This window comes from Streptomyces sp. LARHCF249 (assembly GCF_052871255.1).
Window position 1 is genome coordinate 227,784 of the sequence record NZ_JBIXJQ010000005.1, and the last position, 13,020, is coordinate 240,803.

At 73.1% G+C, this 13,020-nt stretch carries 11 protein-coding genes; 5 read left to right on the forward strand and 6 right to left on the reverse strand.

The annotated features are described in order from the left end of the window. Positions 1-204: 204 nt before the first annotated feature. Positions 205-789, reverse strand: a complete 585-nt coding sequence (locus tag ACIPUC_RS15985) for a nucleotidyltransferase family protein (RefSeq protein ID WP_446590431.1) — start codon at positions 787-789, stop codon at positions 205-207. A 329-nt stretch (positions 790-1,118) separates the two neighbouring features. Between ACIPUC_RS15985 and yczR the strand changes: the two genes are divergently transcribed. Continuing rightward, positions 1,119-2,609 (forward strand): MocR-like transcription factor YczR, encoded by a 1,491-nt coding sequence (gene yczR, locus ACIPUC_RS15990; protein ID WP_446589939.1) that lies wholly within the window; start codon positions 1,119-1,121, stop codon positions 2,607-2,609. A gap of 31 nt (positions 2,610-2,640) precedes the next feature. On the opposite strand, the gene ACIPUC_RS15995 is transcribed toward yczR, so the two are convergent. The 4 genes from ACIPUC_RS15995 to ACIPUC_RS16010 form a co-directional block, all read right to left on the reverse strand. Then, on the reverse strand, positions 2,641-4,365 hold the full coding sequence (locus ACIPUC_RS15995) for a PP2C family protein-serine/threonine phosphatase (RefSeq protein WP_446589940.1): 1,725 nt from the start codon (positions 4,363-4,365) through the stop codon (positions 2,641-2,643). Between the two features lie 45 nt (positions 4,366-4,410). Beyond that, positions 4,411-5,322: a SigB/SigF/SigG family RNA polymerase sigma factor gene (locus tag ACIPUC_RS16000; RefSeq protein WP_446589941.1), complete on the reverse strand. Its 912-nt coding sequence runs from the start codon at positions 5,320-5,322 to the stop codon at positions 4,411-4,413. A gap of 141 nt (positions 5,323-5,463) precedes the next feature. Beyond that, positions 5,464-6,093, reverse strand: a complete 630-nt coding sequence (locus ACIPUC_RS16005) for a response regulator (RefSeq protein ID WP_446589943.1) — start codon at positions 6,091-6,093, stop codon at positions 5,464-5,466. Beyond that, positions 6,093-7,298, reverse strand: a complete 1,206-nt coding sequence (locus tag ACIPUC_RS16010; RefSeq protein ID WP_446589945.1) for a sensor histidine kinase — start codon at positions 7,296-7,298, stop codon at positions 6,093-6,095. The genes ACIPUC_RS16005 and ACIPUC_RS16010 overlap by 1 nt, the downstream gene beginning before the upstream one ends. A 134-nt stretch (positions 7,299-7,432) precedes the next feature. Between ACIPUC_RS16010 and ACIPUC_RS16015 the strand changes: the two genes are divergently transcribed. Beyond that, positions 7,433-8,518, forward strand: coding sequence for an ABC transporter permease (locus ACIPUC_RS16015; RefSeq protein ID WP_446589946.1), 1,086 nt, complete (start codon positions 7,433-7,435; stop codon positions 8,516-8,518). Further along, a complete protein-coding gene (locus tag ACIPUC_RS16020; protein ID WP_446589947.1) occupies positions 8,515-9,207 on the forward strand; it encodes an ABC transporter ATP-binding protein in 693 nt (230 codons plus the stop codon). The genes ACIPUC_RS16015 and ACIPUC_RS16020 overlap by 4 nt, the downstream gene beginning before the upstream one ends. Positions 9,208-9,276: 69 nt before the next feature. Here the strand turns inward: ACIPUC_RS16020 and ACIPUC_RS16025 are convergent, their stop codons facing one another. Then, on the reverse strand, positions 9,277-10,080 hold the full coding sequence (locus ACIPUC_RS16025; protein ID WP_446589949.1) for an IclR family transcriptional regulator: 804 nt from the start codon (positions 10,078-10,080) through the stop codon (positions 9,277-9,279). Positions 10,081-10,416: 336 nt separating this feature from the next. On the opposite strand from ACIPUC_RS16025, the gene allB reads away from it, so the two are divergent. Then, positions 10,417-11,751 (forward strand): allantoinase AllB, encoded by a 1,335-nt coding sequence (gene allB, locus ACIPUC_RS16030; protein WP_446590433.1) that lies wholly within the window; start codon positions 10,417-10,419, stop codon positions 11,749-11,751. A 2-nt stretch (positions 11,752-11,753) separates the two neighbouring features. After that, positions 11,754-12,887 (forward strand): allantoicase, encoded by a 1,134-nt coding sequence (gene alc / locus ACIPUC_RS16035; RefSeq protein WP_446589951.1) that lies wholly within the window; start codon positions 11,754-11,756, stop codon positions 12,885-12,887. Positions 12,888-13,020 lie beyond the last annotated feature (133 nt).

The following is a 13,020-nucleotide window of genomic DNA, read 5'->3' on the forward strand; positions in this document are numbered from 1 at the left end:
AGTGCCGTCGATGGTGGAGAGTTCCAAACTACGGTCGCGGGCGCCGTCTGTGGGTTCAGGGCGCTTCTGACCAGTGGATAGTAATTTCCTCATGGTGGAAGTTCAATGGTTTGTTGATATCGAGATTCTCCGAGTCGACAGATTCTTCCGGCGGGATGGCTCTCAGTGCCACACCGGTCACGCCCTGCGCTGCCAGAACGCGCCTCAGTCCCGCTCGAGCCGCGCCAGATCGGCCGGCACGTCGATGTCGAAGGGTTCGGCCACATCCGCGCACTCCACCAGAGTGAGCTCTGCCGCGTGCTGTGTCAGGTGGACACGCGCACCCTTGTCGCCGTCGGCCGTCTGTGCGATGTCCGCCCAGCGGTCCGAGCCGAACAGCACCGGGTGGCCGCGCTCCCCGCCGTAGGCCGCCGCGACCAGGCTGGCGGGGGAGCGGTACGCCTCCCGGACCCGGGCCACGGCCGCCGGACCGATGCCCGGCTGGTCCACCAGGGAGACCAGGGCCGCGCGGGCGCCCGTACCGGCCAGGGACGCGAGGCCGACCCGCAGGGAAGAGCCCATGCCCTGCGCCCAGTCGGGGTTGTCCACGACCACGCATCCCGCCAGGTCCGCGCGCTCGCGGACCTCGGCCGCCGAGGCGCCGAGCACCACGTGGACGGGACCGCAGCCCGCCTCGCGCAGCACCCGCACGGCGTTCTCCACCAGCGGGCGGCCGCGGTACGGGAGCAGGGCCTTGGGCCGGCCGCCCAGGCGGCGGCCGCCGCCCGCCGCCAGGAGCAGGCCCGCGATCACCGGTGCGCCGGCGGGGAGAGCCGGGTCGGGAGGGGAGTCGGAAGGGGCGTCGGAACGGGTGTGGGAACGGGTGTGGGAATCGGCTGACATGCCACCGATTCTCGCTCCCGCGGGGAAACCCGGGTGCGGCGCGTCAGCGAGCGCCGTACGGCGGCCAGCGCGGCCCCCATCCGCAGCGGCTCGGAGATCCGGTTCTCGGCGGCAGCCAGCAGGGCTCGTTCGTCACGGTCGGTCAGCATCACACGTCTCCTTGCCAATCGGGGGCCAATGCGGCGAGTCTGGTCCTCGATTGGCCTGGCCGTCAGAGCCAATCAGGGAAGGTTGGCATGGCAAACGGGCGAGTGGTCCAGACAGCGGACAGAACGATCGGCAGCCGTCAGCTCGCTGCCCTGCTCCCCGCGGAGGTGCTGGCCCGCCCCGGGTACCGGGCGCTCGCCGACGCCGTGCGCACACTGATCCTCGACGGCCGCATCGCCCTGCACGTACGGCTGCCCGCCGAGCGCGAACTCGCCGAGGCGGTCGGCGCCAGCCGGGCCACCGTCACCGGCGCCTACGACCTCCTGCGCGAGAGCGGCTACGTCCGCAGCCGCCGCGGCTCCGGCACCTGGACCGAACTCCCCGACGGCCACCTGCCGGTCGGCTCGCCCGGCCTCATCGGCGGCGGTACCGGAGGCCGACCCGACGGCGGCCCCGGGATCGACCTCGCCATCGCGGCCATGGGCGCCCCGGAGGGCAGCCTCGCGGAGGCCTTCGCCTGGGCCGCCCCGCGGCTGCCCCGGCTCGCCCGGAGCCCCGGCTACCACCCCTTCGGCCTCCCCGACCTGCGCACGGCCGTCGCCGAACGGTTCACCCGGCGCGGGCTGCCCACCCGCCCCGAGCAGATCCTGGTCACGGCCGGGGCCCAGCAGGCCTTCGCCCTGGTCGTCAGCCTGCTCTGCCGCCCCGGGGACCGGGTCGTCACCGAGAACCCGACCTACGCCAACGCCCTCGACGCCCTGCGCCACGCCCGGCTGCGCACCGGGTCCATAGCCGTCTCCGACGCGGGCTGGGACATGGACATCGCCGAGTGCACGCTGCGCCAGGCCGTGCCCAGGCTGACGTACGTGATCCCCGACTTCCACAACCCGACCGGCGCGCTGATGCCGGCGGAGCAGCGGCTGCGGCTGCTCGCGGCCACCCGGGCCACCGGGACCTGGCTGGTCGTCGACGAGACCATCGCCGACATCGCACTGGACGAGCCCGCGCCCGCGCCGCTGGCCTCGCTCGCCCCGCGCGGCGGCGCCGAGCACGTGATCACCATCGGTTCGCTCAGCAAGACGCACTGGGGCGGCCTGCGGGTGGGCTGGATCCGGGCCACCGCCAAGATGATCACCGAGCTGACCTCCGTACGGGTCTCCGCCGACATGAGCGGCTCGGTGATCGACCAGCTGGTCGCGCTCCCGCTGATGGAGGGCCTGGACCGGTCGCTGCCCGCGCGCCTGGCACAGCTGCGGATCCAGCGCGAGGCCCTGGTCCGGTCCCTACAGCGGCACACCCCGGAATGGTCCTGGCAGCTCCCGCCGGGCGGGCTCTCGCTCTGGGTCGACCTCGGCGAGCCGGTCAGCTCCGCCCTGTCCGAACGGGCCGCGGCGGCTGGGGTGCACATCGGCCGCGGCGCCCGCTTCGGAGTGGACCCGGGCACCTTCGAGCACCGGCTCCGGATTCCGTACACACTGCCCGCCGACCGCCTCGACGAGGGCGTCCGCCTCCTCGCGCAGGCCTTCCACGACGGGGTCCCGCTCTCCCCGGCGGTGGAACGGCCCTACTGGGTGGCCTAGTCGTCCGGGCCGGTGGACGCGGCGCCCGGCGTCAGCCGACGCCCAGGGCCACCAGGCAGGTGTCGTCCTCGTGCTCCTCGGGCGTGTACGCGTCCATGATGCGGTCGAGGGTCTCCTGGGGGTCGAGCCCGCCGCACCCCGTCAGTACCTTGCGCAGCACGTCGATGCTGTCCGCGATGTCCTCACCCCGGCGCTCGACCATGCCGTCCGTGTAGAGCAGCAGGAGATCACCGGGGCGGAGTTCCGCGGTCGCGGTCTCGTACTCGTGCCCGGGCAGGAGTCCGAAGAGGGGGCCTCGGTGCTGCGTATCCAGCACCGAGGCCGTACCGTCACGCAGCAGCAGCGGCGCCGGATGGCCGGCACACGCCCAGCGGAACCGGCGCTCCGGGTCGACGTGCCCGATGATCGCGGTCGCCGTTTCGGCGGCCGGGTCGGCGCACAGCAGCTCGTTGAGCCAGGTGGTCAGCTGGCCGGCGTGCGTCCCCGGGGCATGGGCGAGACCCGCGAGGGCGTGCCGCTGCTGCGCCATCCGGGCGACCGCGCTCAGCCCGTGGCCGCAGGCGTCGCCGATGGCGAGCAGGACCCGGCCGTCCGGCAGCAGGCGGCACTTGTACCAGTCGCCGCCCACCGCCGCGTCCGGTTCCGCCGGCAGGTACGCGGCCGCCACGGACAGGCCCGCCTGGGCGAGAGCGGCGGAGTGCGTCGGCAGCAGGGCCTCCCGCAGGGCGGCGGCGACCCGCCGCTCGGCGGCCGCCTCCTCCCGCAGCCGGTCCGACTGCCTGCGCGTCGCGGCGAGCCGCTGGCGACTGCGCACCTGGGACGTCAGATCGCGCGCGATGACGTGCACCGACCAGGGAAGCCCGTCGATCGCGATGACGGGATGCCCCACGAGGTGCAGGGTGCGCACCTCCCCGAGCACGCTGAAGCGGATCTCGGTCCCCGACGGCTCCTCGCCGTCGACCAGCGCCAGCAGGAACTTCCCGAAGCGCGGTACGTCGTCCAGCAGGACCATGTCGCACAGTTCGGCGAGCGTCAGGGGACGGGACGGATCGTTGCGGAAGATCGAGGAGAGCCCTTCCGACCAGGCGACCTCGCCGGACAGCAGGTCCCAGGTGCCCCAGCCCATGGACGCGATGTACTGCGCGTCGAGGGAGAGCAGCTCCATGCGGTTGTGGGCCGCCCGCCACGTCGCCAGGACCTTGTCGCCGCAGGACGAGGCGTCGTACAGGAGTTTCGTGCGGTGCAGACCGTCGCTGCGCTGCTCCGTGTAGTCCAAGGCGTACGCCTTCAGGGCGCGGCCGGTGTCCAGCACCGAGTCCAGGGCCCTGACCAGCCCGCCGACCGCGGCCCCGGGCTGGACTTCGAGCAGCCGCCGGCCGATCTGGCGGTCCGGAGCCTCCAGCCACTCGGCCGCGCGGACGTGGTTGCCGGCCTGGACCGTGAAGTCGACCGTCCGCCCGGTCTCGTCGCGCACGGGAGTGAACAGCGCGGCCGACAGCGGAATGGCGGGCAGGGTCGCGCAGACGCACTCCCACGGGTCGTGTCCCTCGACGACGTCACCGCAGCCGTGCCCGGGCCCCGCAGTACCGCACGGGCAAAGCTCCTCGCCGGAGTCCGCCGACGGCGCCCCGTCCGGTGCGGGGCGTTCGTCGAGCCGGACCCCGGCCCCGTGGCGGGCGGCCTCCCGCAAGGCTCTGACCTCGCGGGCAAGGTGCTGCTTGAGCGTGTCGGGGTCCTGGGGGATCAAGGGGCTCATAGGTCATCACCGGCTGGGTAGCTGTCACGGACCGTGCCGCCGGGGTCAACCGGCGAGCATGCCCGTGCGCAGTCTGGTCAGGATGCGGGTCAGGAGGCGCGAGACCTGCATCTGGCTGATGCCGAGTTCGGCGCCGATCTCGGACTGGGTCATCTCCCGTCCGAACCTCAGGTACAGGATCTCCCGGTCCCGTTCGCACAGCTCGTGCAGCAGGGGGCCGAGGGCGTGCAGGTCCTCGAAGAGCTCGATGGCACGGTCGCTCTGGCCGCCGGCGTCCGCCGGGGTGCGAGACGTGCGCCTCGGCGCGGCCTGCTCCTCGCCGCCCGTCGGCGCGTCCAGGGGCTCGGTGGAGTAGCCGTTGGCCGCGACGAGCCCCTCGATGACCTCTTCCTCGTCCAAGCCGAGGTGGCGGGCGATCTCGTGGACGGTGGGGGCGCGGCCCAGCGTGGCCGCGAGGTCCTCTCCGGCCCTGGTGAGCTCCATGCTGCGTTCTTTGAGCCTGCGCGGAACGCGCACGGCCCAGGTCGTGTCCCGGAAGTGCCGTTTGATCTCCCCGCTGATGTACGGGAGGGCGAGGGTGGAGAAGTGCACCCCCCGGTCGGGATCGAAGCGGTCGATCGCCTTGATCAGGCCGATCGTGCCGGCTTGGACGATGTCCTCCAGCTCCGCGCCGGCCCCGCCGGCGTTCCCCGTACGGAAACCGCGTGCGGCGAACCGGACGAGAGCCATGTTCATCTCGATCAGCGTGTTGCGTACGTACTGGTACTCCGCCGTACCCTCCGGCAGGCTCCGCAGGCGGGCGAAAAAGAGCCCCGTCAGCTCCCGGGCGTCCTCGGGGGCCAACTGGTGGGCCAGGGCGATCCGGGGAACCCCGGCCCGGTCCGGTATCGATGCAGTCGCTTCCGCCGAGGCGAAATGGCTGGTGGTGCGGTCGATGGGGGTGGTGGATCCGGGCACGGTCCCGTCCTTCCGTCCGTCGGTGCAGGGCTGCCAGGGGCGCCTGCCCGCCGTGCCCGCCGTCCACGCCCTCCAGGACGCCAAAGGGGCCGTCCGGCCCGTCGGCCCGGGACTTTCGTCCGTCCCGCCCCCTGGGCGGGGCTACGGGGTGCGGATCAGGCGGCGGGTGGCCGCCGCTGCCACCGCCGAGGTGCGGGAGTCCACGCCGAGCTTCGCGTAGACGTGCACCAGGTGGGACTTGACCGTGGCCTGGCTGAGGAAGAGCCGCTTGGAGATCTGCTGGTTCGACAGGCCGTCCGCGACCAGTTGCAGCACCTCCAGCTCCCGCTTCGTCAGCGCCTCCGCCGGCGTCCGCATCCGGTCCATCAGCCGCAGCGCCACCGCCGGGGCCAGCGCCGACTGCCCCGCCGCGGCCGTCCGTACCGCCGCCGCCAGCTCCTCCGGCGGGGCGTCCTTGAGCAGGTAGCCCGAGGCGCCGGCCTCCACGGCCGCCAGGATGTCCGCGTCCGTGTCGTACGTGGTCAGCACCAGCACCCGGGGCGCGTCCTGGCGGGACGTGATCAGGGCCGTCGCTTCGGAACCGTGCATCCCGGGCCCGAACTGGAGGTCCATCAGGACGACGTCCACCGGCTCGGCCGCAGCCAGCTCCACCGCCCGTTCGGCGGTCGCGGCCTCGGCCACCACCGCGAAGTCCGGTTCGGTGTCCAGTACCGCGCGCAGACCCGCCCGGACCACCGGGTGGTCGTCCGCGAGGAGCAGCCGGATGGTCATCAGGACGCCTCCAGGGGCAGCGGCAGGGTGACGGCCACGGCGGTGCCCTGGCCGCGGTCGGACTCCACGGTGAACAGCCCGCCCAGGGTTTCGGCGCGCGAGCGCATCGCGGGCAGCCCGAAGCCCCCGTCCCCGCGGGCCGCGGTGGCCGAGGAAGGGTCGAAGCCCTGCCCGTCGTCCACGATGTCCAGGGTGACCGAGGCGTCCATGAAGGTCAGCGTGATCTCGGCGCGCTTCGCCCGCGCGTGGCGCACCACGTTGGCCAGCGCCGACTGCGCGATCCGCAGCAGGGCCACCTCGTACGGGGTCGGCAGCACCCGCGGCGCGCCGCTCAGCGAGAACCGCACCCGCGGCCAGGGCGCCCCGGTGCACAGCCGCTCCAGCGCTGCGGCCAGCGAGCCGTGCTCCAGATCCGGCGGGGTGAGGGCCCGTACGAAACGACGCGCCTCGGCGAGGTTCTCCTGGGCGGCCTCCCGGGCCTGCGCGATGTGCGGCAGGGCCGCCGAGTCCTCCGGCAGCGCCCGTTCGGCGGCCCGCAGCAGCAGCTGGATGGAGGACAGCCCCTGGGCCAGGGTGTCGTGGATCTCCCGGGCGAGCCGCTCCCGTTCGGCGAGGATCCCGGCGCTCCGCTCGGCGGCGGCCAGTTCCGCCCGGGTCGTGATGAGCTCCTCGATCAGCTCCCGGCGGCGTTCGCTCTCGCGGTACAGCGCCTGGTAGCCCAGTACGGTCGCCACCGCCACGGCCCCGCCCAGCAGCGGCCCGAGGAACGCTCCCGGGGTCACCGCGCTGCTGTGCGCGAGGAAACCCCCGATGGCCGCGCAGGCGGTCAGCGCGACGGCCGCGACGCCCCAGCGCAGCCGCAGCAGGTGCAGTTCCAGGAAGTACAGCGGGAAGGCGATCCACAGCCCGTCGGGGGAGACCGCCAGCAGGGCCGCCCAGGCCGCGCCGAGCGCGGCCAGCCACACCGCCCCGGCGCGCGGCGAGCGGTGCACCACGGGGGCGCGTACGCCGCCCGCGTACACGGCGGCCAGCACCGCGCAGGCGCCGACCACCCAGCCGGCCCGGGGCGCGGAGTCGGCCAGCGCCCGCCCGGCGGCCAGCGCGAGCAGCCCCAGCAGCAGGGCGTGCAGGCACAGCCGCAGCACCTTGGACACGGGGGTGAGGGGACGGGAAACGGCGGGAACAGGGGAAACGGGAGGAGTCATCGCCGGACCAGCGTAAGTCGGGCCGGGCCGGCCCCGGTCAATCGAAAGTTCGATGTCCCGGTGCGCCCTTCGATACGAGGATCGCTACCGTGGCGCGATGCCTTGTGTCCACGCGGAAGACCAAGGTGGGGGACATGTTCGTCGCATGGAGAGATCTACGGTTCGCGAAGGGCCGGTTCGCCCTCATGGGCACGGTCGTCCTACTGATCACACTGCTGGTCGGCCTGTTGTCCGGACTCACCGCGGGCCTGGCCCGGGAGAACATCTCGGCCGTCACCGGGCTGCCCGCCACGCATCTGGCGTTCGCCGCGCCCGCGGGTGACCAGAAGGTGTCCTTCACCAGCTCGCAGGTTCCGGAGAGGGCCTGGCAGGCCTGGCGGGCGCGGCCCGGGGTGAGCGCCGCCGAGCCCCTCGGCATCCGTACCACCAACGCCGCCTCGGGCGGGCGCACCGCCGCGGTGTCCGCCTTCGGCGTGGAGCCGGCCGGGGGGCTGGCCCCGCGCGGCGCGGGCCTCACCCAGGGCCGGGTCGTCCTCACCGAGAAGGCCGCGAAGGAGCTGGGCGGCCTCACCGCCGGAGCCAAGCTGAAGATCGGCCCGCTCGAACTGGCCGTGGCCGCCGTCTCCGGCACCGCCGCCTACAGCCACACCCCCGTGGTCTGGATGGACCTGAACGACTGGCAGCGCATCGGCAACCCCGGCACCTCCCTGGAGACCCTGGCGACCGTCGTCGCCGTCTCGGGCGACGGCATCGGCCTGGCCGCCGCTGACCGGGCGGCCGGCACCAGGGCCCAGACCGTGGACGAGGCCCTGGGCGCCATAGGCTCGTACCAGGCCGAGAACGGCTCGCTCCAGCTGATGCGCGGCTTCCTCTTCGTCATCTCGGCCCTGGTGATAGGCGCCTTCTTCACGGTGTGGACCATCCAGCGCAGCGGGGACGTCGCCGTTCTGAAGGCACTGGGTGCCTCCACCCCGTACCTCCTCAAGGACGCGCTGGGCCAGGCCGTGGTGATGCTCGCGATCGGCACCGGGCTGGGCACGGCCCTGGCCGCCGGGTTCGGGGCGCTGATCAGCGGCGGGAACGTGCCCTTCGTGCTCGACGCCGCCACCGTGCTGGTCCCGGCCGCCGTGATGATCCTGCTCGGCGCCCTGGGCGCGGCCCTGTCCATCCGGCGGATCACCGCCGTCGACCCGCTGACCGCCCTCGGGAGCGCCCGATGACCCTGCTCGTCCACGACGTCACGCTCACGTACCCCGACGGCGACTCACGGCTCACCGCGCTCGACGCGGTCCGCCTGGAGGTGCCCGCCGGCACCCTGACGGCGGTGATCGGACCCTCCGGTTCCGGCAAGTCCAGCCTGCTCGCCGTCGCCGCCACCCTGGTCACCCCCGACTCCGGCCGGGTGGTCGTCGCCGGCCGGGACACGGCGGAGCTGAGCGCCGCCGAGAAGTCGGCCCTGCGCCGCGAGGAGATCGGCATCGTCTTCCAGCAGCCGAACCTGCTGGCCTCGCTCACCGCGGCCGAACAGCTCCAGGTCATGGCGCACCTCTCCGGCCGGCCCTCGCGAGCGCTGCGCCGGCGCGCGCTGGAGCTGCTGGACGCGGTGGGTCTGGCGGACAAGGCCGACAAGCGGCCCCACCAGCTCTCCGGCGGCCAGCGCCAGCGGATCAACATAGCCCGCGCCCTGATGAACGAGCCCGCCGTGCTGCTGGTCGACGAGCCGACCAGCGCGCTGGACCACGAGCGCGGCGCCGCCGTGCTCGACCTGCTGGTCACGCTGACCCGCGAGCGCTCCACGGCCACGGTGCTGGTCACCCACGACCACGCCCACCTGGAGCGGATGGACCGGACGGCGACCATGGCCGACGGCCGCCTGACCCAGAGCCCGGACCCGGTCCCGGCGTCCTGAGCGCGGGTACGCGAACGGCCCCGGCGCCCCTCGCGGAGGGGGCCGGGGCCGTTCGCACAGGCCGGCGCGCTACGCGGGGGTCTGGTTGGAGAGCGCCACCGACAGCTCGGCCGCGACGCCCTGCAGGATCGGCACGAAGGACTCGGCCACGGCCTCGGTGACCCGGCCGGCCGGACCGGAGATGGAGATCGCGGCGGCGGTCGGCGAGTTCGGCACCGACACGGCGAGGCAGCGGACTCCTATTTCCTGCTCGTTGTCGTCGACCGCGTAGCCGGACTTGCGGACCTTCTCCAGCGCCTCGAGGAAGCCCTCGGGCGTGGTGATGGTCTTCTCGGTCGCCGCGGGCATGCCGGTGCGCGCGAGCAGGGCCCGCACCTCGTCGGCGGGGGTGTAGGCGAGGAGGGCCTTGCCCACGCCGGTGGAGTGCGGGAGCACCCGGCGGCCGACCTCGGTGAACATGCGCATGGAGTGCTTGGACGGCACCTGGGCGACGTAGACGATCTCGTCCCCGTCGAGCAGGGCCATGTTCGCCGTCTCCCCGGTCTCCTCGACCAGGCGGGCGAGGTAGGGGCGCGCCCAGGTGCCCAGCAGCCGCGACGCCGACTCGCCGAGGCGGATCAGCCGGGGCCCGAGGGAGTACCGTCGGTTGGGCTGCTGGCGGACGTAGCCGCACGCGACGAGCGTGCGCATGAGACGGTGGATCGTGGGCAGCGGCAGTCCGCTGGCCGCGGAGAGCTCGCTGAGGCCGACCTCACCCCCGGCGTCGGCCATGCGTTCGAGCAGATCGAAGGCGCGCTCAAGGGACTGGACGCCACCGCTGGCGGCGGTGGGCTTGGCGGAAGCGTCGGTGGTGCTGGCGCTGGACGTCGGCACGGCGCGGTCCTTTCGGTGCTGGCAGGCAAGGAAGCAGCCTACCGGTCGGTCGGCTTCGGCCCTAGAGCAGGGGCGATGCCGTCCCCGCCGGTCAGAGGCGGTTTGTCCGGGTGACGGACGTCCTCGGGAAGTTACCTCCCCGTCCCCCGGTGGTGGTAGCTACATTCTGTATAGCGAAATCTTAATTCCATCCTGTGGAAACATCCAATCGCGATGCGGGCGTGTCAGTGGTCCGTCCGGGCGCTCTTGACTGGCTCTCGATCGCCGTGAAGACTCCGTCAACAGAACGTTGAATTTCGCTCTGTGGAAGTAGATGGGGAGGTTCCGGTGGCCGACGTGGCTGTGGAACTGGTACTGCGCTCGACGCGCGTCATCACCCCCGAGGGGACGCGCGCCGCTTCGGTGGCCGTCGCCGGCGGGAAGATCACGGCCGTGCTGGCGTACGAGGCCGGGGTACCGGCCGGCGCCCGGCTGGAGGACTTCGGCGACGACGTCCTGCTCCCCGGTCTGGTCGACACCCACGTCCACGTGAACGACCCGGGCCGCACCGAGTGGGAAGGCTTCTGGACGGCGACCCGCGCCGCCGCGGCCGGCGGCATCACCACCATCCTCGACATGCCCCTGAACTCGCTGCCGCCGACCACCACGACCGGCAACCTGCGCGTCAAGCAGGAGGTCGCCCGCGCCAAGGCGCACGTGGACGTCGGCTTCTGGGGCGGCGCCCTGCCGGACAACGTCAAGGACCTGCGCCCGCTGCACGACGCCGGCGTCTACGGCTTCAAGTGCTTCCTGTCGCCCTCGGGCGTGGAGGAGTTCCCCGAGCTCGACCAGGAGCAGCTCGCCGCCTCCCTCGCCGAGATCACCGGCTTCGGCGGCCTGATGATCGTGCACGCCGAGGACCCGCACCACCTGGACGCGGCCCCCGTCGTCCCGGGCCCGAAGTACGCGGACTTCCTCGCCTCGCGCCCGCGCGACGCCGAGAACACCGCCATCGGCAACCTCATCGCCCAGGCCAAGCGGCTGAACGCCCGCGTCCACGTGCTGCACCTGTCCTCCAGCGACGCGCTGCCGATGATCGCCGCCGCCAAGGCCGAGGGCGTCAAGATCACGGTCGAGTCCTGCCCGCACTACCTCACCCTCACGGCCGAGGAAGTCCCGGACGGCGCCAGCGAGTTCAAGTGCTGCCCGCCCATCCGCGAGGCCGCCAACCAGGACCTCCTGTGGGACGCGCTCGCCGACGGCACCATCGACTGCATCGTCTCGGACCACTCGCCGTCCACGGCGGACCTGAAGACGGAGGACTTCGCCTCCGCGTGGGGCGGCATCTCCTCCCTCCAGCTGGGCCTGCCCGCCATCTGGACCGAGGCGCGCCGCCGCGGCCGCACCCTGGAGGACGTCGTGCGCTGGATGTCCGCCGCCCCGGCCGCCCTCGCAGGCCTGACGCAGAAGGGCGCGATCGAGGTGGGCCGCGACGCCGACTTCGCGGTCGTCGCCCCTGAAGAAACGTTCACTGTGGACCCGGCCGAGCTGCACCACCGCAACCGGATCACGGCGTACGCGGGCAAGACCCTGCACGGCGTCGTCAAGTCCACCTGGCTGCGCGGTACGCAGATCGCCGACCACGGCACCCCGACCGAGCCCACGGGCCTCCTCCTCGAAAGGCAGAACTGACAGTGGCACAGCGTTCAACTGGACTGACCTCCTTCACCGGCAACGCGAACCCGTACGGAGGAGGCGACCCGTACGCGGACTACCGCACCGCGGACTTCCCGTTCACCCAGTACGCGAACCTCGCCGCCCGTGAGCTGGGCGCCGGTGTCATCGCTGCCAACGACGAGTTCTTCGCCCAGCGCGAGAACCTGCTCATCGCCGAGGCCGCGCACTTCGACCCGGAGCACTTCGGCCACAAGGGCAAGATCATGGACGGCTGGGAGACCCGCCGCCGCCGCGGCGTCTCGGCCACCCAGCCCTGGCCGACCGCCGAGGACCACGACTGGGCGCTCGTACGCCTGGGCGCCCCCGGCGTCATCCGCGGCATCGTCGTCGACACCGCCCACTTCCGCGGCAACATGCCGCAGGCCGTCTCCATCGAGGGCACCAACTGGGACGGCGCCCTCGCGCCGACCCCGGAGGAGCTCCTCGCCGACGACGTGAAGTGGACCGTGCTCGTCCCGCGCACCCCGGTCGGCGGCCACGCGGCCAACGGCTTCGAGGTGACCGCCGAGCAGCGCTTCACGCACCTGCGCGTCAACCAGCACCCGGACGGCGGCATCGCCCGCCTGCGCGTGTACGGCGAGGTCGTCCCGGACCCGAAGTGGCTCGCCACGCTCGGCACGTTCGACGTCGTCGCGCTCGAGAACGGCGGCTCGGTCCAGGACGCGTCCAACCGCTTCTACTCCCCGCCGACCAACACCATCAACCCGGGCCGCTCCCGCAAGATGGACGACGGCTGGGAGACCGCCCGCCGCCGCGACAACGGCAACGACTGGATCCGCTACCAGCTCGTCGCCGAGTCCGAGATCCGCGCCGTCGAGATCGACACCGCCTACCTCAAGGGCAACTCGGCCGGCTGGGCCTCCCTCTCCATCAAGACGGGCGAGGAGGGCGAGTGGGCGGAGTTCCTGCCGCGCACCCGCCTGCAGCCCGACACCAACCACCGCTTCGTGCTGGACACCCCGGCGGTCGGCACCCACGTCCGGATCGACATCTTCCCGGACGGCGGCTTCTCCCGCCTGCGCCTGCACGGCTCCCTGACGGAGGCCGGCGCCGCCGCGCACGACGCCCGCGCCCAGGAACTCGGCGCGTAGTCCGGCCCCGGGGGCCGACACCCCCGGGGATGGAGGGCCCGTTGGGGCGCACCGCCGTGCGGTACGCCCCAACGGGCCCTCGGCGCGTCCAGGGCCGACGCACCAGGGCCGGCGCATCCGGGCCGCCGCGTCC